Below are 22693 nucleotides of genomic sequence, written 5' to 3' on the forward strand. Positions count from 1 at the left end.
CGCGGGCGAGAACATACCACAGCGACGCCCACACCCTGCTGCTCGCCGCGCGCCGTGCGACAATCGCCGGCGCAACGGTGCCGACAGGCCGCCCAAAGGAGACTCGACCCGATGACCGACCGATCCCTCACCTACCGCGACGCTGGCGTGGACATCGACGCGGGAGACCGCCTCGTAGACCGCATCAAGCCCGCCGTTCGGCGCACGCAGCGACCGGAGGTGATCGGAGGCCTCGGCGGCTTCGGCGGGCTCTTCGCGCTGCCTCCCGGGCGCTACCACGAACCGGTCCTTGTCGCCGGGACCGACGGGGTCGGCACCAAGCTGCGCCTGGCTATCGACCTGCAGCGCCACGACACGATCGGCATCGACCTCGTTGCCATGTGCGTCAACGACGTTATCGTCCAGGGCGCCGAGCCTCTGTTCTTCCTCGACTACTACGCCACCGGCAAGCTCGACGTGGATGTGGCCGCCGACGTGGTGGCCGGCATCGCCGAGGGTTGTCGCCTCGCCGGCGCGGCCCTGATCGGCGGCGAGACGGCAGAAATGCCCGGGATGTACGCCGAAAGCGACTACGATCTGGCTGGTTTTTGCGTCGGCGCCGTGGAGCGCGCCCAGCTGATCGACGCCAGCCAGGTGGCCTCAGGAGACACGCTCATCGCCCTGCCTTCGAGCGGCCCCCATTCCAACGGCTACTCGCTGATTCGCCGCATCATCGAGCACAGCGGCGCGGACCTGCAGGCGCCGCTCGCCGCGGCCAGCGACGACTTGTCCCTAGGCGAGCACCTGTTGGCGCCCACCCGCATCTACGTAAAGGCGCTGCTGGCCGTACACGCGGCTGGCGCGTTGCACGGCGCCGCCCACATCACCGGTGGCGGGATTCCAGGCAACGTCGTACGCATCCTGAGCGACACGCTGGACGCTCACCTGCAAGCACAGAGCTGGTCATTCTCGCCGGTTTTTCACTGGCTGCAGCAAGCCGGCAGCGTTGCCCGCGACGAGATGCTGCGCACCTTCAACTGCGGCCTGGGGATGATCCTGGCGGTGCCGGGCGAGCGCAGCGCCGAGGTGTTGAATATCCTCGCCGTGCACGGCTACGAGGATGCCTTCGAGGTCGGTTCGATCCGCTCAGGCTCCGGCGCGGTGATCGTCAGCTAGGCCTTGGGCAAGGTCACACCGCGCTGCCCTTGGTACTTGCCCGCGCGATCAGCGTAACTCACTTCACACGCCTCATCGGACTGCAGGAACAGCACCTGGGCCACGCCTTCATTGGCGTAGATGCGCGCCGGCAAGGGCGTGGTGTTGGAGAACTCCAGAGTCACATGCCCTTCCCACTCAGGCTCCAGCGGCGTTACGTTGACGATGATACCGCAGCGTGCGTAGGTCGACTTACCCAAGCAAATCACTAGCACGTCACGTGGAATCCGAAAGTACTCGACGGTGCGCGCCAAGGCGAAGGAATTCGGCGGGATGATGCACTCGTCTGCGCTTATGTCGACAAAACTGCTTTCATCGAAAGCCTTGGGATCGACGACCGCGGAGTTGATGTTGGTGAAGACCTTGAATTCGCGCGCACAGCGCACGTCGTAGCCGTAGGAAGACGTGCCGTAGGAGATCACGCGACGGTCCTCAACCGTGCGCACCTGACCGGCCTCGTAGGGTTCGATCAGTCCGTGCTCTTGTGCTTGCTGGCGAATCCAGCGATCGGATTTGATGCTCATCATTCCACCACGATATTCGGGAAGCGGTGCGAGTAATCTCGCTTTTGCGCGGCGAGGCGGGAGGTCGCCCGCAGGGCGATCCGGCGGTAGTCGTCGGCGAGCCCACCGTCAGGCTCAGCAATAACGGTCGGCACGCCACCATCGGCCTGCTCGCGGATGCGGATGTCGAGCGGTAGGGCGCCGAGGAAGGGCACACCATCCTCCTCGGCCATGCGCCGCCCGCCGTCGTTGCCGAAGATGTGTTCTTCATGGCCGCATTTCGAGCATATATGGGTGCTCATGTTCTCCACCACGCCCAGCACGTTCACGTTAATCTTCTCGAACATCTTCAAGCCCTTTCGCGCGTCGAGGAGGGCAATGTCCTGTGGCGTGGTCACGATCACCACACCGCTAAGGGGCACGCGCTGACCGAGCGTGAGCTGCGTGTCGCCTGTACCGGGCGGCATGTCAACGATTAGGTAGTCCAGTTCGCCCCAGTTTGTTTGGGCGATTAGCTGGTTTAAGGCCTGGGTCACCATCGGACCGCGCCACACCATTGGCGTAGCCTCGTCCACCATGAAACCGATCGACATGGCGACGATCCCGTGGGCCTTCAGGGGATCGACATGCTTGCCATCAGGGCTCGTCGGCTGGCGCCCGCGCAGTCCCAGCATGCGCGGCTGACTTGGGCCGTAGATGTCCGCATCGAGCAGTCCCGTGCGGGCTCCCTCGCTAGCGAGGGCCAAGGCCATGTTGGCCGCGGTGGTGGACTTGCCGACCCCGCCCTTGGCGGAAGCGACCGCAATTACGTTCGCGATACCGTCGATAGGCTTCAAATTGGCCTGGACGGCGTGAGACCGGACGCTGCTCTGCACCTCGATTGTGACCTTGTCTAACGCCTCAAACGCCTCGCGCAGAGCAGCCTCCAGGGCGGCGCTTAAGCGGTAGCGGTGGCGGGCGACGGGGAAGCCCACGCCCAGGCGGACCTTCAGATGTGACTCCTCGAGCTCGGCACTGATCTCGGCACCCGCCTCATCGAGGCGCAGATCAATGAAATCGTCGGCGAACTGGTCTAGAAAGGTATCGATCGTGGATTTGCTAAGATCGGACATGTGAGGCTCTGGTGTAGATCAGGGCGACGCGCGCTCAAGCTGCGACCGGCGACAGGGAAAGTCGGCGATTGTAGCAATATCCTGCGCCGCGGCTGCCGCGTGCGCCCCGGCCCGTGTCGCCCCCTGCAGCCCACCCTCGCGTGTCATCTGGAGATCTAAGGGAAAGATGAAACTCCTTGCGGGCATGCAGGCGGAGAAGCTGATCGCCGAGCTCACCTCGCTCGACGACGGCTCCCCGGAGCAGGTCAACTCGCTGGTAGAACGAATCGCCAAGCTGGGCGGAGGCGCCGTGCCGCGCCTACTCGGCACCCTGGCCGATGCGGATCGTCAGCAGATGATGCTGCTCATCGAGCCCCTCGGGCGCCTGCTCGACGAAAAGTCCCTTCGCCATTTCCGCGACGCCCTGCGCAATGACAACCCTAAGGTTGTGCAAGGGGCCGCGTGGGCGATGGCCAGTCGGCGCAGCTACGATCCGAACAGCCTCCTCGACCTCCTGGAAGACCAGGAAGTTGCGCGCTCGCGCCTGCTCGAGGTGCTGGACGCACAGAAGGACCGCCTGGACGTGCGCCAGCTCCTGCGCTACGCCTACGAGGTGGACGGCAAGGACAAGGAGGCCCTGCTGCGCATCATCGGTGATTTGGCCAACGAATCGCTGGTGCCGGACCTCCTCGACCGCCTTACCGGTGCCGACCGCGACGTGCGTCGCTGCATTACCGACATTGTTGGCCGCTTCCCGCGCGACGACGTGGCCAGTGCCCTGGCCCGCCAGCTCGACGACCAGGACCGCGGGGTCCGCAGCGCCGCGATCCGCGGCATGGCGCGGATGCCCAACCGGATCAACATCACGCGCCTGTGCCAAATGCTGTTAGATCCAGACGTCGATGTGCAGAACGCTGCCGTCGAGGTGATCACCGAACTAAATCACCCGGAGACCACCCAGCATCTGGTGGCCGTACTCAAAGACGAGAACGAGTACGCACGCCGCTCGGCGGTGGAAGTGCTAAACGAAATCGGCACGGCTGAGAACGTGAAGGACCTGCTTTCCGCCCTGCGTGATGATGACTGGTGGGTGCGCTCACGGGCAACGGACGCGTTGGCGTCGATCGGCGGTCCACGCGTGGTGGATGCTGTGCTTTCGCTGTTCAACGACCCGGACGAGGAAATCCGTCGCGCAGTCATCGAGATCCTTAACACTACCGAGGACAAGCGCGCCCTTGACTACCTGATCAAGGCAACCCAAGACGACGACTGGTGGGTGCGCGAGCGCGCGGCCGACGCCCTGGCCAAGATCGGCGACCGCAAGGCAGTTCCAGCCCTGGTCAACATGCTGCGCACAGCGCCCAGTTCCGCCCCGGCGGTGATCCGCGCCCTCGCCGCCTTCGGCGACCGCCGCGTGGTGCCGCATTTGATGCCGCTGATTCAGGCGCCCGACAAGTCGGTCAAGATCGAGGCGATCAATACGGTAGTGCGCCTTGCGGACAAGGATCTGGCGCCCACCCTGCGCACGCGGATCGCCGCCGAGTCGAGCAGCGACACGGAGGTCATCCTGGCGATCAAGGACGCGGTGCGCAGCCTCGACCAGCGCTTCCCCGATACGCTGAGCACGGATAGCGCGAATCAGTTCGGCAACCCCTCGCGCACGCTCCTCGCCGAAGTACCCGATGCGAGCGGCCTTGCAGCCCTGCTAGGCGAAACACAGCCATCGCCCACGGAAACGCCGCCGCCGCTGCCCGATGCCGCCGCTGCGGCGTCGCGCTTCGACATCGCCAACCTCAACCCCAGCGACATGATCGACGGGCGCTACGAGTTCATCAAGCAGATCGGCCGCGGCGCCTTTGGCACGGTGCTGCTGGTGAGCGACACGGTGGTGGATGAAAAGCTAGTGCTCAAATTCCTGAACAAGAGTATCGCCAACGATCAGGAGACCATGCGCCGCTTCGTACAGGAGGTGCGCCTGGCGCGCAAGATCACCCACCGAAACGTGATCCGGCTCTACGACTTCCTCTCCCTCGAAGGCCTCAATGCGATATCGATGGAGTACTTCCCGTCGAATCCCCTGACCGCCGAGGTGGCCGATCGACAGCCCGTGCCCATGCTGCGCGCCCTGCGCATCGCCCACGACGTGGCTCTGGGCATGACCGTGGCGCACCAGGAGCAGATCGTTCACCGCGACCTGAAGCCCGCCAACATCCTCGTGAATGAGGCAGATCTTGTGAAGATCGTGGACTTTGGCGTCTCATCAGTGATGAATGCGGAGACGGACCTGACCAAGACCGGCTATGTGATCGGCTCGCCGAAGTACATGGCGCCGGAGCAGATCTTGGGCAAGGAGATTGACCAGCGCGTGGACATCTACGCCCTCGGCGTCATCCTCTACGAGCTGCTCACCGGTCGCCCGCCCTACGCGGAAGGCGATCAGATGGCCGTCATGTACGCCCACGTTCAGGGCACGGCTAAGCCGGTGGACGAGGTGAATCCGGATCTCCCGGATTCTGTCGCCGAGTTGGTCAAGCGGCTGATGATGGTGCAGCCGGACCGGCGCTACCAAACGATGGAGTACGTCGCCCGCGACCTGTCGCGGCTGATGGAAAAGCTGAGCGACCGGCCCGCCGAAGAGGACTGACCTGAATGGCCCGTATCGACGCCTTCTTGAAACTTGGCCTGCAGCAAGGCTGCTCTGATGTGCACCTCGCCGTGGGCGTGCCGCCGATGCTCCGCATGCGCGGCGACTTGATCCCGATCAAGTTCCGTGACCTCGGCGCGACGGAGCTGAACACCTACATCAGCGAGGTGCTCACGACGCAGCAGCAGTCGCGCCTGGCCGCGGGCGAGGACCTCGACTTCTCCTACGTCACGGCGGAGGGCACACGCTTTCGTGCCAACGTCTTCCACAAAGCGACGGGGGTTGGCGCTGTCCTGCGGCACATCCCCAACGACATCCCCAGCATGAAGAAGCTGAATCTGCCGCCGATCATCGAGAAGCTGTGCGACCTGCACCAGGGCATGATCCTAGTCACAGGCGCCACCGGCACGGGGAAGTCGACCACTCTCGCCTCGATGATCAATCACCTGAACGAGACGCGTAAGCTCAACATTCTCACGCTCGAAGACCCGATCGAATTCGTTCACCCGAGCAAGCAGTCGCAGGTGATCCAGCGTGAGGTGGGCTCCCATCTACAGAGCTTTGCCGACGGACTGCGCGCGGCCCTGCGTGAAGATCCGGACGTAATCCTGGTGGGTGAGATGCGCGACCCCGTCACCATCTCCATGGCGATGACCGCCGCAGAGACCGGGCATCTGGTGTTAGGCACGATGCACACCACGGGGGCTGTCAAAACCGTTGATCGCGTGCTCGACGCCCTGCCCGCGGAACTGCGCGAGCAGACCAAGGCCTTCCTATCCCAGAGCCTACAGGCCGTGGTCAGCCAAATCCTGCTGAAGACCCCCGACGGGCGCGGGCGCACGGCCGTGCAAGAGATCATGGTCACCAACCGCGCCATCGCCAAGCTGATCACCACGGACCAGACGCACCAGATTCCCTCGATCATCCAAACCGGCGGTGATCAGGGCATGCAGCTCATGGATCAGGCCCTGCTGGAAGCGGTGAAGGCGAAGAGCGTCGACCCCGACGAGGCCTTCCTCTACGCCGCCAATAAGAAGCCCTTCGAGCGCTACGTCACCGATCTCGACCTGCTACCCCAGATGCAGCAGGGGGAGAAAAGCGCATGAGCACCAGCAGCACCGCCAGCACTGGCGAGAAGCTCAGCATCGATCACTTCCTGCGCACGATGATCGAGCAGGACGGCTCCGACTTGCACCTGCTCGCCGGCGATCCACCGCGCGTGCGACGCTACGGCGATCTCGAGCCCCTGTCCGACGAGAAGCTCTCGCCCGTGGCCCTGCGCGAAGCCCTGTTCTCGATTATGCCGGCGCGCCAGCAGACGCTCTTCGACCAGCACGATGGCGCCGACTTCGCCTACGAGATCGAGGGCCTCTCGCGTTTCCGCGTGAACGTGTTTCGACACATCGGCGGAATCGGCTCGGTCATGCGCGCCATTCCGTCCCAGGCCTTGACGCTTGAGGAGCTCAACCTGCCCGACGTGATCCAGGGAATGTGTCGGCACAAGCAAGGACTAGTCTTGGTCACCGGCAAGACGGGCTCGGGCAAGTCCACCACGCTGGCGGCGATGATCGACTTCATCAACAAGGAACGTAAGGGCCACATCCTCACCATCGAGGACCCGATCGAATTCACCCACGAGCGGCGCGGGTGCCTCATGAGTCAGCGCGAGGTGGGCTCGCACACGAAGAGCTTCGCCGCCTCCCTGCACTCGGCCCTGCGCGAAGACCCAGACGTGATCCTAGTCGGTGAGATGCGCGACCTGGAGACCATCGGCATCGCGGTGACCGCCGCGGAGACGGGCATCCTGGTTATGGGAACCCTGCACACGAACGGTGCCGCCTCTACGGTCGACCGCATCGTGAACACCTTTCCCGCAGACAAGCAATCGCAGATACGTTCGATGCTCTCCACTTCGCTAAAGGGCGTGATCTCCCAGCAGCTATGCAAGAAAGCCGGAGGCAAGGGTCGGGTGGCCGCCCTCGAGATCATGGTGAGCACGCCGGCGGTGGGCAACCTGATCCGTCAGGGCAAGCTGGATCAGCTGGAAACGGCCATGCAATCCGGGGGCAACCTCGGCATGAAGACCATGGACAGTGCCCTGATGGCATTGCTCAAGGAGCGCCAGATCGAGCCCCGCGAGGCGTACGAGAAGGCCATGAACAAGAGCAAGTTCGAGTCCTTCGTGAGCGAGCCTTCCTAGGGTTCGGTTTCCCTGCAGGCGGACGGGGCCTGCCCAGGCTTGTGGCATACTGGTCGACTTCGCGCCCCAACGCGTCGGACACCTCATGAGCACGCCCCGAAAGATCCTCATCACGAGCGCCCTGCCGTACGTTAACGGTCCCATTCATCTGGGCCACCTCCTGGAGGTGGTGCAGACGGACATCTGGGCCCGCTTCCAGCGCATGCAAGGTCACGACTGCTACTACGTCTGCGCCAGCGATGCCCACGGCACGCCGGTGATGCTTCGCGCCCGCAACGAGGGCCTGGAGCCGGAGGTGATGGCGCAGCAGTTCGGAGAGGAACATCAGCGCGACTTCGCCGACATGCTCATTAGCTTCGACTTCTACCACTCCACCCACTCGCCCGAGAACGAGCGCCTAGTGGGAGAGGTCTTCACGTCTTTGGATGCGGGGGAGCACATTGTTCGCCGCAACGTTCGCCAGGCGTACGACGAGCAAGAGCAGATGTTCCTGCCCGACCGCTTCGTGAAGGGCACGTGCCCGGTGTGTAAGACGCCAGACCAGTACGGCGACTCCTGTGAGAACTGCGGCGCCACCTACAGCCCGGCGGAACTGATCGAACCGGTGTCGGTGATCTCCGGCACGCCGACGGTCGAGCGTGACAGCGAGCACTTGTTTTTCCGCCTCGAGCATTTCGCTGAGAAGGTCAAGTCCTGGCTGGACACGGGCGCGGTCAGCCGGGAGGTGCGCGCCAAGCTCGACGAGTGGCTGAACGGCGAACTGCGCGACTGGGACATCAGCCGCGACGCGCCGTACTTCGGCTTCGAGATCCCCGGTCACCCGAGCAAGTTTTTCTACGTGTGGCTCGACGCCCCCGTCGGCTACATGGCGAGCTTCACAGCCCTGTGCGAACGCGAGGGCTTGGACTTCGAGGCCTGGTGGGGCGCGGACAGCGGCGCCGAGCTACACCATTTCATCGGCAAGGATATCTTCTACTTCCACTGCCTGTTCTGGCCGGCGGTGCTGTATGGCTCCGGCCACCGCCTGCCGACCAACGTGCACGTGCACGGCTTCGTCAACGTGAACGGCCAGAAAATGTCAAAGCGTCGCGGCACGTTCGTACGCGCCCGCACCTATATCGACCACTTGAATCCCGAGTGGCTGCGCTACTTCTACGCGGCGCGCCTGGGCCCCGGCATCGACGACATCGACCTCGCCTTCGATGACTTCGTAGCGCGCGTAAACTCGGACCTGGTGGGGAAGTTCGTCAACATTGCGAGCCGCTGCGCCGGCTTCATCACCAAGCGCTTCGACGGTCGCCTGGCAAACGCGCTACCCGACGAAGCCCTCTACAGGTCTTTTGTCGAGGGCAGCGAGTCCGTAGCTCAAGCCTACGAGCAACGCGAATTCTCGCGCGCGATGCGCGAGATAATGACCTTCGCCGACCGGGCGAACCAATACGTGGATCACCACAAGCCCTGGGTATTGGCCAAGGACCCCGATCGCCTCGATGAGGTGCAGGCGATCTGCACGCAAGGCTTGAACCTGTTCCGCACCCTGCTGGTCTGGCTCAAGCCCGTGTTGCCGTCGGTGGCCAAGCAGTCCGAGGCATTCCTGCGTATCGAACCGCTGACCTGGGAGGATGCGCACACGCCGCTGCTCGGCACGGAGATAGCCCCCTTCAAGGCGCTGATGACGCGCGTGGATGCGGCGGCAGTGGAGCAAATGCTCGAGGCAGGTCGCGAGCCGGCTGCCTAGGGGCCGGCCGTGGAATCCCTCGTCTCCGCCTTTATTTCTCTCGCCCTCCTGCGCAATCTGTTGCTAACGCAGGCGATCGGGCTTGGCGCCGCCCTTGCCACTGGGGGGCGCCTGGATACGGCCTGCGCCCATGCTGCGAGCACGCTGCTCGCCCTGGTGGCGGCGGCACCTGTGGCCTTTGCCGCAGATCGTTGGCTCCTTCAGCCGGCGGATGCCACAGCCCTGCGCCTGCTGCTTTGGTCGGCCCTGTGTCTTGCGTCGAGCGCCCTCGCGCAACGCCTTGTCAGCGATCGTCACCCGGTGTTGGGTGAGCGCATCGTCGCCCAGGGTCTGATCGGCGCTGGGTACCTGCTTCAGCTGGTCGTCCTCTCGATGGTTACCGTAAACAGCGATTCCGTGGCGCACGCCACCTTCAATGCGCTCGCCCTGGGCGCTGGCTACGGTGCTGCCACCATCACCCTCGCCGGATGGCACGGACGGCTCCTGAGCGCTGGTCTACCCAACGCGGTCAGCCTGAGCGCTGCGTTGCTCCTCAGCACGGCGATCGCCAGCATGGCCGTTCTCGGCCTAGGCGGCGCCTAATGCGCAGGACAGGTGACGACACATGCTGACACTGCTTTGCCTCGTGCTCACGGGGATCCTCACTGCCTTTGCCCTGACCCTCGATCGCAGATCGGCAGCGCCGCCCGCCGACGCGACCGCGGCGCTGACCGAGCGCCTGGACCGCCTGCTGCCACAAACACAGTGCCGCCAGTGCCTCTACGACGGCTGTCGACCCTACGCGCGGGCGATGGCGCGCGGCGAAGCCCAGATCAACCGCTGCCCGCCGGGTGGCGAGGCAACGATCGCGCTGCTAGCGCGGGAGCTCGGTCGCGCACCGATTCCCTTGAATCCCGCGCACGGCACGCACGGCCCCCTCCAGCTCGCGCGCATCGACGAAAGCCGCTGCATCGGATGCCGCCTGTGCATCAACGCTTGTCCCGTCGATGCCATCGTCGGCGCGCCTAAGCTGATGCACACCGTGCTGGCCGAGGACTGCACCGGGTGCGAGCTATGCCTGCCGCCGTGCCCCGTCGATTGCATCGAGCTAGTGCCCGCACCACCGCTGTCCGATGAGGCAAGCCCCTCGTGAGCCTCAGCACATGGTGGCAAGGCCTTCGCCCTGGCTTGGCCCTTGCGCCCGAGGTGCTTCAGGGCTCTGCGGAGGAACCGGCTGGCCTGCGCCGCGTGCCGTTGCCCGAACGCCTAGCCTTTCCCCTGCACCACCCAGGAGGGTGGCCGCTAACGCCCGTGGTGAAAGTTGGCGATCAAGTGCGCTTCGGCGAGACCTTGGCAGAAGGCCCCGTTGGCTCCGCCCTGTCTCTGCACGCCGCCGCGGCGGGCACCGTACTCGCGCTTGGTGAACATCCAGTGATCGATCCCGTGGTGGAGAACGCCCGCTGCATCGTGATCGCAACGCAACCCCAAGACCATGCGCCATGGCTGGCGCCGATCGCGGCGCCCGAACAAGCGCCCCCGCCCGCCCTGCGCGCGCGCGCGGGCGAAGCGGGCCTAATGGGCATGGGAGGTGCGCAGTTCCCCACCGTAACGAAGCTCGAGCTGGCCGCAGCGGCTGGCGTGCACACGCTCATCGTCAACGGTGCCGAGTGCGACCCAAGCCTCACCTGCGATCAATGGCTGATGCAGTCCTACTCCGCGCAGATCGTGCGCGGCGCCCGGCTCCTCTTGCACGCTTGCGGTGCCGAGCGCTGCGTGCTGCCCTTAGAGGATGACAAGCCCGCAGCCGTCGCTGCGATGGCAGAGGCAGTCGCCGAAGCAGGGGACCCGTGCTTGGAGGTCATCCCCGTCGCCCCGCGCTACCCCGCGGGCGGGGAACGGCAGCTCATCGAGCGCCTGTTCGGCGTCGAGGTGCCCACCGAGACTTGGCCCGTGGACGCAGGCTACGTAAGCTTCAACGTCGCCACAGCCGCTGCCTTCGACGACGCCGTGCGTCAAGGCCAACCACTCACCGAGCGCATCATCAGCATCGCAGGCCCGGGCGTCGCCCAGCCGGGCAACGTCATCGCGCCCCTGGGCTCATCGATCGCCCATCTGATCGAACACGGTGCCGGTGGCTACCGTGAGGGGGCCAGCCGCCTAGTGGTCGGGGGCGCCATGATGGGCATCGCCATGGCGAGCGATGAGGCACCGATCACTGCGGCCAGCAACGGCCTGTTGGTCCTCACGGATGTGCGCACGCACGCTGCGCGACGGCGACAGGGCACCCTGCCCTGCATCCGCTGCGGTGACTGCGCGTCGGTCTGCCCCGCCCGTCTCCAACCACAGGAGCTTTTTCGTCAACTCCAGGCGGACGATGTACCGGGCGCCACCGCCCTGCACATCGTCGACTGCATTGAGTGCGGCAGCTGCGACACCGTATGCCCTAGCCAGATACCGCTTACCGAAGCGTTCCGTCAGTCCAAGCGTAGGCTAGCGCGAGCGCAGCGGGAGGTGCAGCGCGCTGACCGCTGGCGCAGCTTGTTCGAGCAGCGCAACGCCCGCCTCGCCACGGACGAGCGAGCGCAGGCCGCGCGTGCCTCCCGTCGGGCAGCGCAGACGGCACGACCGACGCCGGAGATTTCCAAGGAGGCGGCTGCGGTCAATCACGTCCCAGGACGCCCCCGGACCCAAGCGAACGAAGACGATCGCCAGGCGGTCATCCGCGCCGCGGTGGAGCGAGCGCGCGCACGACGGCGCACACGCAGCACCCCGGGCACGGACTCGTAGCACAGCATGCGCTTCGCGTCGGGAGCCGCTCCTCACCTCACCCCTACGCGTCAGGTCATCGGCGTGATGGCACCGGTCTGCATCGCTCTGCTGCCTGCCGCGGCAATCCACCTCCTGTGCTTCGGCCCGGGACTGGCCTTGAACCTCGCGAGCACCGTGACCGTGGCCCTGGCGAGCGACCTCCTTGGCGCGCGCTGGCTAGGCAACGCGCAGAGCTGGCACCCTCCGATCGGCGACGGGAGCGCCGTAGTCACGGCCCTACTCGTCGCCTTCTGCCTACCACCGTTGACCCCTATCTGGGTAAGCGCCAGCGCGGCGGGTATCGCCATCGTGCTCGGCAAACAGCTGTTTGGTGGACTCGGTCATAACGCCTTCAACCCAGCGATGGTCGGCTATGCCGCCGTCCTACTCGCCTTCCCTGCCCAGCTCGCGGGCTACCCTGACGAGGCTGCCGGCAGCGCTTCCCTAGCGCATAGCCTATCGGTATTCATTGGTGGTCTACCGGAAGATCTCACACAAATCGATGCGATGACCGGCGCGACGCCGCTCGATCGCCTGCAGGATGGCCTTTCCCAGATGATGATGGTGTCTGAGATTCGCGATGCAGATGCCTTCAGCGCGGCCTACGGCCCACGCTGGGACCTTCTAAGCCTATCTTTTGTTATAGGTGGACTTGGATTGCTCTGGCGTGGGACCATCACCTGGCATGCACCGCTCGGCGTGCTGGCAGGCGTCGCGTTCACAGCCACCTTCCTGAGTGCGAACGCTCCCGACAATAATGCGAGCACACTATTTCACCTTGCCGTGCCATCCACGGCCCTCGCCGCCTTCTTCATCGCTACGGACCCCGTCTCCGGGGCCACATCCCCACCCGGGCGCTTTGTCTTCGGACTCGGCGTTGGCGCCCTAAGCGTGCTTATCCGACGATTCGGGGCCTATCCTGACGGGGTTGCCTACGCCGTGCTGCTGATGAACCTCATTGTGCCGTTGATCGATCGCTGGACCCGTCCACGGGTGGTGGGCAATGAGCGCTGAGCGACCGCGACCACTAACCCTGCTGCTAGGCCTTACTCTGGCCGCCGCCGTGCTCGTGGTCCAGGCGCTGTTGGCGGAACCGACTCGGCAACGAGAACGCCGCGCAGCCCTGGGCGACCTCGCGGCCCTCGCCGCCCCAGTCACCTTCGACAACGACCCTTTCGATGCAGTCCAAGAGCTGCGCACGCGTCCGCCGACCCCAGGGTTAAACGCGACCCTCGTGCAGGCCATGCCCCTGCGAACAGGCGATCGGCAGGTGGGGCTGGTGGTGGATGCGCGCGCCACCGGCTACGTGGACCAGATCGTTTTGAGGGTCGCCTTCGCGGCGGACGGTCGGGTGCTCGGCACGCGAGTGCTAACCCAGCGCGAGACGGCAGGCCTCGGTCGCCGTCTAGTCGACTCCGATTGGCTGCGCCGTTTCACGAACAGGATCGTTGATGCTGGCGATCAGCGATGGCGCCTTAGGCGCGATGGGGGAGAGGTCGATCAGATCACCGGCGCCACCGTGACCTCTCGGGCCGCCCTGCACGCCCTGTTGCTCGCGGCCAGCGTCGAGCTACCAGCGTCTGCCCCATGAATGCCCTGCGCGCTTCAGCTACAGGCACGTTGCGCGTCGTTGCGATGGCGCCCCTGTGCATGCTCGCCAACAGCGCGCTCACGGGGCTCACGGTGACGTGCGTCGCGGCAAGCACGCTCGTGCTGAGCCAACGCCTGTCTGCGCTCGTCGCCGCTCGCTTGCCAAGTCTGCACGCATGGAGCACTGGCATTATGGTGGCTGCGGCTTGGGTGAGCGTGCTGGATCTGGTACTACAGTGGCTCGCGCCCGAACTGCGCGTAGCTCTTGGGCCGTACGCCCCGTTTATCGCCGGCACCTACGCTTTGCTGCCCGGGCGCCGTGAAGAGGGAGAGACTGCCACCGAGCGCGGTGGCGAACCGCTCGGCGCTGTACTGTTGCTGCCCTTGAGCACTGGCACGGTGCGTGAAGTCCTTGGTGCGGGACGGCTGCTCGGAGACCTCGACATGATTACGCACGACCCCAGCACGGGTTGGGTGCTATTCGCACACGCACCGCTGCCAGTGTTCGCCTTAGCGCCGGGTACGTTCCTGGTCCTTGCGATCCTGCTGATGGCATGGCCCTTCGAGAGTCGCTCGCAAGACAAAAACAACGCTAACTAACAAAACCATAAACACGGTTCAGACCTTCTCCCGAGGGCTACGGAATGATCTTCTCCAACGACCGAACGGCCCTGCGCGGCATGTACCAAGACGCCTGGCAACGGGCCCGCAGGGGCTCTCCCCTCGAGCCCCTGCAAGCGCAAATCGTCGACGTTGTGGGCGAGCACCCGGAGTATCACGCGCTGGTCGAAGCACCCGAGACCTTGGAGCGAGACTGGACGCCTGAGGAGGGCCAGGCCAATCCCTTCCTGCACATGTCCCTACACCTTGCGATTCGTGAGCAGTGCGCCACCAACCGCCCGAACGGCATCAACCAGGTGCGCGAGCGACTCAGCGCCCAGTTCGGCGGCCTCCACGGAGCCGAACACGCGATGCTAGAGGTACTAGGACGCACCCTATGGGACGCCCAAAGAGCTGGCCAAGTGCCTGACGAACAACGCTATCTGCAGACGCTGCGAGGGCTGATCCAGAGCCCCTGAATGGGGCTCCTCGCCCACCGGGCCGACCCCTGCGCCGGGGCCAAGTGCCGCTCGGCGCTGTAACCCATCGGCATTCGAAGCAACCCGGAATACAATTGCTCAAAGCGGGTCGAACCTATGGCTGACCCCGTCGGGCGGCAGCGTGGCGCTGCCGCCCGAACCCTTGAGCCTCGAGGAGTTCCGTGTGGCCGCAACTACCGACAGCAGCGCCCTGCAGGGCATCCACCCCGAGACACGACGCTACCCCGTCGCAGGCGCCGGCCTGGGCTTGCGCAGGGACTTTCTCACCAAGGCGATGGCCACCCCACCGACCGTAGACTTCATGGAGGTCGCGCCGGAGAACTGGGTGGGGGTGGGCGGCGCCCTCGCGCGCAAGCTGCGCTTTTTCACCGAGCGCTACCCCTTCGTCTCTCACGGCTTGTCCCTCTCGATCGGTGGACCGGCGCCGTTGGACGAGACCTTCCTCGGCCAGCTGAAGGCATTCCTCGACGAGCACGGCATCCGCTTCTACAGCGACCACCTGAGCTACTGCGGCGACGACGGCCAGCTCTACGACCTGCTGCCCATCCCCTTTACGGAGGAAGCGGTGCACTACGTGGCGGGGCGCATCCGCCGCGTACAGGAGGTGCTCGAGCGGCGCATCGCGGTGGAGAACGTCTCCTACTACGCTGCGCCGGGACAGGAGATGAGCGAAACCGACTTTATCAACGCCGTACTCGAAGAAGCCGACTGCGATCTCCTGCTCGACATCAACAACGTCTACGTCAATAGCATCAACCACCGCTATGATGCCGAGGCCTACCTCGCGGCGATGCCCGCCGATCGCGTGGTCTACTTCCACATCGCCGGGCACTACGTAGAGGCGGAGGATCTGCGCGTGGACACTCACGGCAGCGACGTGTGCGATCCGGTATGGGACCTCCTAAGAAAATCATATGCCCGCTTTGGCGTTGTGCCAACCCTGCTCGAGCGCGATTTCAACATCCCGCCACTGCAGCAGCTGCTGAGCGAGGTGGAGCAGATCCGCGGAATTCAGCGCGACAGCGAGGGCGCGGAGGCCGCTCGCCGTGGCTGAGGGCTACACCTCCCAGGAGCCGCTCAGTGAGCGCCCTCGTTTCCAACAGCTGCAGTACGGCCTCACCGCCCACATTCGCCGCCCAGACAAGCACCCAGCGCCAAGCGACATCGAAGACCGGCGCATCAAGGTCTACCGCGATCTGCTGTTCAACAACATCACGGGCTTGATCGGGTCCACCTTCCCGGTCATCCGCACCCTGTACCGGGCAAAGCCCGACGGCGAAGCCGCCTGGCGGCACCTCACGCGCGCCTACTTCTCGCGCCATATCGCCCGCACGGCGCTGTTCCCTAGGGTGCCCGAGGAGTTTCTGCGCTACCTGCAGGAGAGCCACGAACCGACGGCGGACGATCCACCATTTCTGCTCGAACTCGCCCACTACGAGTGGGTAGAGCTCGCCCTGTCGATTGACCCGGCGGAGATAGATGAGACGGCCGCCGATCCCAACGGTGACCTTCTCGACGGCCATCCCGTGCTCTCTCCCGTGGCCTGGCCCCTGGCCTACCAGTACCCCGTGCACCGCATCTCACCGAAGTTCCAACCCGACGCTCCCAGCGCCCAACCGACCTTCCTCGTCGTCTACCGCGACCGCGCGGACAAGGTGGGTTTCATGGAGATCAACCCGGTCACCGCTCAGCTGCTGGAACAGCTGCGAGCGGCACCGGGGGAGCGCACGGGGCGCGCACTTCTCATCGCCATTGCACAGCAGCTGGGTCACCCCGAGCCGCAGGTGGTAGTGCAGGGGGGTGCAGACATCCTAAAGACACTGCGCGCGCGGGACATCATCCTCGGCGCCTGTCCCGATAACTGATCCCATCGATAAGCGTTCCACGGAGGACCCATGCTGGCATTCATCGAGGCTTTCAACCGCATCTACGTGATGGCTTTCGGTGCCCTAAGGCACCTGGACGGCCTCGCCCCGCTAGCAATACGTCTCTACCTAACGCCCGTGATGCTCTCCTCCGGCTACACCAAGCTCACCGGGGACAACTTCTTCATGCATATCCAGGAGGACTTCCCGTTCCCCTTCAGCGTGCTGCCCTCGGCCCTGAGCTGGTTCCTCGCCACGTGGACGGAGTTCCTGGGCGGCATCCTGCTTTTCTTCGGCGTGGCTGTGCGGGTGATCGCAATTCCCCTGCTCGTGACCATGTGGGTAGCGGCCGTGTCCGTACACTGGGACAACGGTTGGGCGGCGATCGCCCCGTCCAACCCCTCGCCCGTGTGCATCGAAGGCACGAACGAGCGTGCGCAGGCGAGCGCGTTCGTGAAGTTCGTGAAGTGCTACAACGTGAACGAGCGCACGATCGCCGCCTCCGAGCGCCTGGCCAAGGGCAAAGAGATCATGCAAGCGAACGGCCGCTGGAGCTGGCTAAACGCCCACGGCAGCTTCGTCAAGCTCAACAGCGGCATCGAGTTCGCGACCACCTACTTCGTGATGCTGCTGGTGCTGCTGTTCATGGGCGGCGGACGCTACGTGAGCGTCGACTGGTGGTTAGGCCACTGGGTGGATCGGCGACTCTAAAGCCCATTCGCACTAACGCCCCGGTCGGGCGGCTCCATCCACCGCTCGACCGCCCCTCTCCTTACGAGCCCGGCTCCTAGTGGGCCGCTTGGTAAACAAGGTGACACTCAGCGAGTAGCACGGGCGCCATCGTGGCGTTGCATCGCTTGCCAATGGCGATGCCATTGGCTGCGCGATGCGCCTTGCCGACGCTGCCCCTACGCAGACTGAGCGTTGCCTTAACTACCAAGCGGCCCACTAGCCCGGCGGCCAGCTGAGCGAGCGACCACCGAGCACGTGCAGGTGCAGGTGGAAAACGGTCTGCCCCGCGCCTTCGCCGTTGTTCACTACCAGCCGGAAGGCGTCGCCGTAGCCCTCCTGTTGCGCCACCTTGGCTGCCGTCAGCATCAGGTGGCCCAGCACGGCCTGATGCTCGGACTGCGCCGAGGACAGCATGTCGATGGGCTCCTTGGGGATCACCAGCACGTGCAGCGGCGCCTGGGGCGCGATGTCGCGGAAGGCCAGAGCGTGGTCGTCTTCGTAGACGATGTCGGCGGGTATCTCCCGCTTGATGATCTTCGTAAAAATAGTCTGCGACATCCGCATGAGCCTCCCACGGCGAAAAAAGCACAGGTAAGTTCGTAGGTACCCGCGACTTGGCGGTCCACCTGGCCGATCTTATACTGCCGGCGCTCCAACTGACGCGCTCCCCCACTCGCCCCCGCGGCACGCCGATCAGAGGTTCGCCTGCCGCCGCTACGCATGGACGTTCCTCGTCATGGCATCGCCTACAGACATCCCCGCCGCACCGTCCTCCTGGGGGCAGCGGACGTGGCACACGATCCGCCGCAGCCTGCGCAACGAGACCGCCGACGCCACCCAGGGGCCCGTCGCCGACACGCTCACCTTGCTCGCCATCCCCATGGCGGCGGAGATGCTGCTCGAGGGCGTGTTCGCCCTGGTCGACATCGTGCTGGTCGCACGCCTCGGCAAGGAGGCGGTCTCCGCCGTTGGCCTCACGGAGGCGATGCTCACGCTAATCTACGCAGTGGCCATCGGCCTCGCCTCGGCGGCGACGGCGATGGTTGCGCGACGGGTTGGCGAAGGCGCCCCGAAAGCGGCGGCCGACGTGGGCGGCCAGGTGTTACTTCTGTGCGGCGTCCTCGGCCTCGTCATCGCCCTCGTCGGTTTCAACTTTGCCGACGAACTCCTGGCGCTGATCGGCGCCGACGAGACGGTGATCGAGACCGGTCGCCACTACACGACGATCCAGCTCGGCGGCGCCGTGTCCGTACTCGCCCTGTTCGTCATCAATGGCGTGTTCCGCGGCGCCGGCAACGCCGCTATCGCGATGCGCGCCCTGTGGCTCTCCAACGCGATCAACATCGTGCTCGACCCGCTGCTGATCTTCGGCCTAGGTCCCTTCCCCGCGATGGGCGTGACCGGCGCCGCAGTGGCCACCGTAATCGGTCGCTCCACCGGAGTGCTCTACCAGTGCTGGCATCTGTTCGGTGGCACCCAGGCGGTCCATCTGAGCCTCGGGTCCCTCCTGCCACGACCGCGCCTGATGGGGCGGCTCATCTACGTCGCCTCCGGCGCCATCGCCCAATTTCTGTTCGCCACCTCTGCCTGGATCTTCCTCATGCGCATCGTCGCCACCTTCGGCAGCGGCGCCGTGGCGGGCTATACGATCGCCATCCGCATCGTCGACTTCGTGATCATGCCCATGTGGGGGCTTGGCAATGCGACCGCCACCATGGTCGGCCAGAACCTCGGCGCCAAGCAGCCGCAGCGGGCGGAGGATGCCGTGTGGCTTGCATCGCGCTTCACCTTCGTGGTCATGGCAGCTGCTGGCCTTCTGATCGCGCTTATCGCGCCTTGGTTGATCGCTCTGTTGATCGACGACGGGGAGGCCCTGCGCTACGGCATCGCCGCACTGAGGTTTTTGGGTATCGGCCTCGGCGCCTTTTCCCTGGGGCTGATGCTCATCCAGGCCTTCAACGGGGCTGGGGACACCTACACTCCCATGCGGATTAACTTCGTCGTGTTCTGGGTCATGCAGTTGCCCATGGCGTGGCTGCTCGCAATCTCGGCGGGGCTTGGACCGAATGGGGTCTTCGCGGCGGTGATCGGGTGCGAAACAGTGCTGTCGATTGCGGCGTTCGTGCTGTTTCGCCGCGGGAAGTGGAAGCTGCGCGAGGTGTAGAACGTGGTGGTGCTGCGTTGCCATCACACCGCGCGTCAGCCCGGCGAGCTTGCGCAAACTTGACCTCCTGGCGTGGGTGCTGGAGGCTGTACGCAGCCTGAGCAAGGGCTCGAATAGGCTTTGAGCGCGGAGAGGAATGTGGCGAGCACGCTTTCGAAACAACCCGGTAGCCGGCGGTGCTTGCTCGCAGTGCTGCTGCCCTTTCTCGTTTATTCGGGCTCGGTGCAGGCCGACGAGACACTTACGCTTCCGCTCTGGATCATTGGGTGCTGGGAATCCGAGGACGGCAGTTCAATCGAGGCTTGGTCACGTGACGATGACACCACGTTAATCGGCTTCTCGAGCATCGTTAGCGAAGGCAAGTTGTCCTTTTACGAGCTCATGAGCATCCGCGTGCACGATAGCGGCGAGTTAGTCTTCACCGCTTACCCATCCAATCAGCCTGGCGGGTCATTTCCAGCCATCGGTCAAGACGCGCAAGCCGTCGTGTTCCAGAATGCCGAACACGACTATCCGCAGCGGATTCGATACCGGCGATCCGGTGACCAGCTGATCGCGGATATCGCCCTTACTAGCGGCGAGAAGCAGTACGACTTCATCAAGGCGCGCTGCACGAAGTAGCCTCCTAAGGCGCGTCGCCTTGCTCGCGAATGCCTACGTACAGGTTGTCGATCACTGCGCTGAGGTCCTCACCGTCTCCGCCCGCCTCGAATGCCTCGCCATAGAAGCGCACGCGCAAGGGGCCTGGCCCCGCAAGCACTGCGGACGGGATCGATAGGGACTGGAAGGCCTGGATATCGGCAGCTTCCCGTGCTCGCACGCGGCCCAAAAACGTAAAGGCGCTGCCACCGTCGCCGGACACTTCCACCTCCAGTTTGGCCAGGCCGCGTACCGCCTGGCGCACGAACAGCTGGAACTCGAGCGCGACCGCTTCGCCCCCGAGGGCGGACAGCGGGACTTCGAAATCGACGTAGCCGCGAACCTTCACTTCGGCGCGAGAGCGGGAGGTGATGCGAAGCGCCTGCAAACCCGCGTAGATGCCCTGCCCCTCATCGATTACCCGCACGTCGAAGTCGTCCGCCACCTCAGAGTACCCGCCCGCGTAGATGGGGTCTTCGAAGGGTCGCCACTCACCGTCGTCCTCGGGATCGACCTGCACGCCGATCTCGACGATCGTTGGCGGAAGATCATTGGCGTTCTGACCTCGCGGAGGCGACGCGGTGTAGTGGTCGAAGGCATCGAAGTAGAGGTAGCTCTCGAACCATCGCTTGCACGACTCGATCGTTGTGGGGTGCGAGATGCAGATCCTGTGCGCGGGATTGTTGGCATCGCTTGGAAACACGTTCGCCTCAAAGGTACAACGCTTGCCCTGCGAGTTGAGCGCGTCACACACATCGCGCATGGCCTGCTCGGTGGGGCCGTCGTGCGGTAGGCCCGAGACACCCACCTCTTCCATGTCGTCGGGGTTGTGGTCGTTGAAGCACACATCGAGGGGATCAGAGGCGCAGGAGACGATCTTGAACATGTCATGACCGAAGTCCGCACCGCTCCAGGGCGCGTGCCCAACGCTCACCAACGAGTCACGCTTCATCAACTCACATCCGGCTGGCGCGGGCCCTGACAGGGTGGCGCACTGCTCGTCACCGACGCCCTCCGGCAGCAGTTCGTTGCAGGCGAAGCTCCCTCCTTGTGGCACATTGACGCGGAAGCGCTTGCAGATGTTGTTGACGCGCGTGCCGTTGCCCTCGCCGTTGCAGTAGTGCGGCGCTTCGACCAGCACGTAGTCGCGCTCGCGAGCAATCGCATCGAGCGGCGCGTCGTAGGCGCAGATTCCGGATTTTACCGTGCCTCGAAACAGCGCCCGTGCGTCGCGCTCCATGTCGGAGCGGGCGAGACCAAGGATCAGTGCCGCTGGGCCGTGGCTCACCCCGCTCAGCAATAGATGCTTGCCGTTCCATCCCTGACCGATGCGCGGTTCCACCTGGATGCGCTCGAGCAGCGCCTTCACGCGATTGGCTTCGAGATGAAAAGGCAAATGGTTCGAGGGGCGTACCTGGCGCTCGCGATCCCCGGGCTCGACCACGCAGGCCTGCACGACGAGGTAGTTGCCCGCGGTGATGTAGCGGTCGAGATGCTGGGCGTAGCCATCCACCTGCCCACCGCCTGGCGGCATTGCATTGGGGTCGATATCGTCCGCCTCGCACCTCATGCCGCCGCCGGAGAAACTCACCACAAGGTTGTCGCAGGGCGTGATTGCGTTGCACTCGCTCGTGTCTACGCGGTAGACGAAGGAGCAGTCGATGATGTTCGTGCCCGTGCCGTTCTCATCGTTGGGCTCACCGCCGAGCCATTCGACATCGTCCGCGGGTCTGCCCTCCCGCAGATCGACGCAATCGTCCATGTGTACCTGGATGATCACGGGGTCGGCGTGCGCCGTCATCGTCAGCATCAAGAGAGAAAAGACCGCAGCCGGAAGTAGGCGTTCTGGAATCGCGCGGATCATCGTGCCCCTGGTGTACTTTTCTTAGACATAAGGGCGTGAGGGTAGCTCGACGCTACGGCCAGCTTCCGAGACGTGCGTAGCGGATCAGCGCTTCACAAACGGGTCGCTGCGGGGCACCTTTGGGCAGGTGGGGGTTAGCGTCAGGTTGGCGCCTTGGGATCTAGCGTCTGTCCGGGCCTGGCGCCAAGCTCGCGGGTTCGGCAAAGCTCACCCGCTCCAGCCGCAAATCGAGAGTGCCAGAGCATGCCACCGCCGTGCGCGTCGTAGCGCTAGCGAGGGTGGCTGTCGAAACCGTGTACTTCGGGCAGACCGCACACCTCACCCAACGCGAGCTGCGCACTACAGTACCAGTCGAGAACCCTTCCCGGAACGTCTGGAACATCACGTGCGTGGGGCCGCGGTCGCGATCGATGGCCGAAGCAGAAGCCGGCGCTCCCCAACGCCTTGACCCTTCGCTCACGCTCGAACCGTGACGATGCTGTCGAACTCACGGGCTCCGGCGTCTTGCGAGTATTCGACGAGGCGATACCGACGTGTTCCGAGCCGCCAAGGCCGATGCGGCGTTGGATGCGACCTTCACTC

21 protein-coding genes are annotated in these 22693 nt (G+C 64.8%); 17 read left to right on the top strand and 4 right to left on the bottom strand.

The features are described from left to right. The first annotated feature begins 111 nt into the window (after window positions 1-111). Window positions 112-1155, top strand: a complete 1044-nt coding sequence (gene purM / locus AAGA68_17900; GenBank protein ID MEM9386940.1) for a phosphoribosylformylglycinamidine cyclo-ligase — start codon at window positions 112-114, stop codon at window positions 1153-1155. Here purM and dcd read toward each other — a convergent pair. Beyond that, window positions 1152-1718 carry a dCTP deaminase gene (dcd, locus tag AAGA68_17905; protein ID MEM9386941.1) on the bottom strand — a complete coding sequence of 189 codons (567 nt, stop codon included), beginning with the start codon at window positions 1716-1718 and terminating at the stop codon, window positions 1152-1154. The genes purM and dcd overlap by 4 nt on opposite strands. Then, entirely contained in the window at window positions 1718-2809 is a 1092-nt protein-coding gene (gene apbC / locus AAGA68_17910; protein ID MEM9386942.1) for an iron-sulfur cluster carrier protein ApbC, read from the bottom strand. Before apbC ends, dcd begins: the two co-directional genes overlap by 1 nt. Window positions 2810-2975: 166 nt before the next feature. Here apbC and AAGA68_17915 point away from each other — a divergent pair, with 166 nt between their 5' ends. From AAGA68_17915 to AAGA68_17980, 14 genes are all read left to right on the top strand, one after another. Beyond that, window positions 2976-5432, top strand: a complete 2457-nt coding sequence (locus AAGA68_17915) for a HEAT repeat domain-containing protein (GenBank protein ID MEM9386943.1) — start codon at window positions 2976-2978, stop codon at window positions 5430-5432. Between the two features lie 5 nt (window positions 5433-5437). Continuing rightward, on the top strand, window positions 5438-6538 hold the full coding sequence (locus AAGA68_17920) for a PilT/PilU family type 4a pilus ATPase (GenBank protein ID MEM9386944.1): 1101 nt from the start codon (window positions 5438-5440) through the stop codon (window positions 6536-6538). Further along, window positions 6535-7632: a type IV pilus twitching motility protein PilT gene (locus AAGA68_17925; GenBank protein ID MEM9386945.1), complete on the top strand. Its 1098-nt coding sequence runs from the start codon at window positions 6535-6537 to the stop codon at window positions 7630-7632. Before AAGA68_17920 ends, AAGA68_17925 begins: the two co-directional genes overlap by 4 nt. A gap of 85 nt (window positions 7633-7717) precedes the next feature. Further along, a complete protein-coding gene (gene metG, locus AAGA68_17930; protein ID MEM9386946.1) occupies window positions 7718-9370 on the top strand; it encodes a methionine--tRNA ligase in 1653 nt (550 codons plus the stop codon). A 9-nt stretch (window positions 9371-9379) separates the two neighbouring features. Next, on the top strand, window positions 9380-9952 hold the full coding sequence (locus tag AAGA68_17935) for an Rnf-Nqr domain containing protein (protein ID MEM9386947.1): 573 nt from the start codon (window positions 9380-9382) through the stop codon (window positions 9950-9952). Between the two features lie 22 nt (window positions 9953-9974). Beyond that, window positions 9975-10502 (top strand): RnfABCDGE type electron transport complex subunit B, encoded by a 528-nt coding sequence (locus AAGA68_17940; protein ID MEM9386948.1) that lies wholly within the window; start codon window positions 9975-9977, stop codon window positions 10500-10502. Continuing rightward, the gene (gene rsxC / locus AAGA68_17945) at window positions 10499-12136 is read left to right on the top strand and encodes an electron transport complex subunit RsxC (protein MEM9386949.1); all 1638 of its coding nucleotides are present in this window, start codon (window positions 10499-10501) and stop codon (window positions 12134-12136) included. The genes AAGA68_17940 and rsxC overlap by 4 nt, the downstream gene beginning before the upstream one ends. Window positions 12137-12142: 6 nt before the next feature. Beyond that, a complete protein-coding gene (locus AAGA68_17950; protein ID MEM9386950.1) occupies window positions 12143-13171 on the top strand; it encodes an RnfABCDGE type electron transport complex subunit D in 1029 nt (342 codons plus the stop codon). Further along, a complete protein-coding gene (locus tag AAGA68_17955) occupies window positions 13161-13748 on the top strand; it encodes an FMN-binding protein (GenBank protein ID MEM9386951.1) in 588 nt (195 codons plus the stop codon). Before AAGA68_17950 ends, AAGA68_17955 begins: the two co-directional genes overlap by 11 nt. Continuing rightward, a complete protein-coding gene (locus tag AAGA68_17960; protein ID MEM9386952.1) occupies window positions 13745-14347 on the top strand; it encodes an Rnf-Nqr domain containing protein in 603 nt (200 codons plus the stop codon). The genes AAGA68_17955 and AAGA68_17960 overlap by 4 nt, the downstream gene beginning before the upstream one ends. A gap of 44 nt (window positions 14348-14391) precedes the next feature. Further along, window positions 14392-14826 carry a DUF1841 family protein gene (locus AAGA68_17965; GenBank protein MEM9386953.1) on the top strand — a complete coding sequence of 145 codons (435 nt, stop codon included), beginning with the start codon at window positions 14392-14394 and terminating at the stop codon, window positions 14824-14826. 220 nt (window positions 14827-15046) lie between these two features. Beyond that, window positions 15047-15901: a DUF692 domain-containing protein gene (locus AAGA68_17970; GenBank protein MEM9386954.1), complete on the top strand. Its 855-nt coding sequence runs from the start codon at window positions 15047-15049 to the stop codon at window positions 15899-15901. Then, the gene (locus tag AAGA68_17975) at window positions 15894-16712 is read left to right on the top strand and encodes a putative DNA-binding domain-containing protein (protein ID MEM9386955.1); all 819 of its coding nucleotides are present in this window, start codon (window positions 15894-15896) and stop codon (window positions 16710-16712) included. Before AAGA68_17970 ends, AAGA68_17975 begins: the two co-directional genes overlap by 8 nt. 30 nt (window positions 16713-16742) lie before the next feature. Next, on the top strand, window positions 16743-17423 hold the full coding sequence (locus AAGA68_17980) for a DoxX family protein (GenBank protein MEM9386956.1): 681 nt from the start codon (window positions 16743-16745) through the stop codon (window positions 17421-17423). Window positions 17424-17660: 237 nt separating this feature from the next. Here the strand turns inward: AAGA68_17980 and AAGA68_17985 are convergent, their stop codons facing one another. Beyond that, window positions 17661-18002, bottom strand: a complete 342-nt coding sequence (locus tag AAGA68_17985) for a histidine triad nucleotide-binding protein (protein MEM9386957.1) — start codon at window positions 18000-18002, stop codon at window positions 17661-17663. 178 nt (window positions 18003-18180) lie between these two features. Here AAGA68_17985 and AAGA68_17990 point away from each other — a divergent pair, with 178 nt between their 5' ends. Together AAGA68_17990 and AAGA68_17995 are read left to right on the top strand one after the other, a co-directional pair. Beyond that, the gene (locus tag AAGA68_17990) at window positions 18181-19608 is read left to right on the top strand and encodes an MATE family efflux transporter (protein MEM9386958.1); all 1428 of its coding nucleotides are present in this window, start codon (window positions 18181-18183) and stop codon (window positions 19606-19608) included. A gap of 138 nt (window positions 19609-19746) precedes the next feature. Next, window positions 19747-20229 (top strand): DUF6265 family protein, encoded by a 483-nt coding sequence (locus AAGA68_17995; protein ID MEM9386959.1) that lies wholly within the window; start codon window positions 19747-19749, stop codon window positions 20227-20229. Between the two features lie 4 nt (window positions 20230-20233). Here the strand turns inward: AAGA68_17995 and AAGA68_18000 are convergent, their stop codons facing one another. Next, window positions 20234-22048, bottom strand: a complete 1815-nt coding sequence (locus AAGA68_18000; GenBank protein ID MEM9386960.1) for a hypothetical protein — start codon at window positions 22046-22048, stop codon at window positions 20234-20236. Window positions 22049-22693 lie beyond the last annotated feature (645 nt).

Source organism: Pseudomonadota bacterium, assembly GCA_039193195.1.
Lineage (GTDB): Bacteria > Pseudomonadota > Gammaproteobacteria > Steroidobacterales > JBCBZW01 > JBCBZW01.

Coding starts and splice junctions, on each gene's coding strand:
- purM (MEM9386940.1), top strand. CDS start 112: ATGACCGACCGATCCCTCACCTACCGCGACGCTGGCGTGGACATCGAC.
- dcd (MEM9386941.1), bottom strand. CDS start 1,718: ATGAGCATCAAATCCGATCGCTGGATTCGCCAGCAAGCACAAGAGCAC.
- apbC (MEM9386942.1), bottom strand. CDS start 2,809: ATGTCCGATCTTAGCAAATCCACGATCGATACCTTTCTAGACCAGTTC.
- AAGA68_17915 (MEM9386943.1), top strand. CDS start 2,976: ATGAAACTCCTTGCGGGCATGCAGGCGGAGAAGCTGATCGCCGAGCTC.
- AAGA68_17920 (MEM9386944.1), top strand. CDS start 5,438: ATGGCCCGTATCGACGCCTTCTTGAAACTTGGCCTGCAGCAAGGCTGC.
- AAGA68_17925 (MEM9386945.1), top strand. CDS start 6,535: ATGAGCACCAGCAGCACCGCCAGCACTGGCGAGAAGCTCAGCATCGAT.
- metG (MEM9386946.1), top strand. CDS start 7,718: ATGAGCACGCCCCGAAAGATCCTCATCACGAGCGCCCTGCCGTACGTT.
- AAGA68_17940 (MEM9386948.1), top strand. CDS start 9,975: ATGCTGACACTGCTTTGCCTCGTGCTCACGGGGATCCTCACTGCCTTT.
- AAGA68_17950 (MEM9386950.1), top strand. CDS start 12,143: ATGCGCTTCGCGTCGGGAGCCGCTCCTCACCTCACCCCTACGCGTCAG.
- AAGA68_17955 (MEM9386951.1), top strand. CDS start 13,161: ATGAGCGCTGAGCGACCGCGACCACTAACCCTGCTGCTAGGCCTTACT.
- AAGA68_17960 (MEM9386952.1), top strand. CDS start 13,745: ATGAATGCCCTGCGCGCTTCAGCTACAGGCACGTTGCGCGTCGTTGCG.
- AAGA68_17965 (MEM9386953.1), top strand. CDS start 14,392: ATGATCTTCTCCAACGACCGAACGGCCCTGCGCGGCATGTACCAAGAC.
- AAGA68_17980 (MEM9386956.1), top strand. CDS start 16,743: ATGCTGGCATTCATCGAGGCTTTCAACCGCATCTACGTGATGGCTTTC.
- AAGA68_17985 (MEM9386957.1), bottom strand. CDS start 18,002: ATGTCGCAGACTATTTTTACGAAGATCATCAAGCGGGAGATACCCGCC.
- AAGA68_17990 (MEM9386958.1), top strand. CDS start 18,181: ATGGCATCGCCTACAGACATCCCCGCCGCACCGTCCTCCTGGGGGCAG.
- AAGA68_18000 (MEM9386960.1), bottom strand. CDS start 22,048: ATGACGGCGCACGCCGACCCCGTGATCATCCAGGTACACATGGACGAT.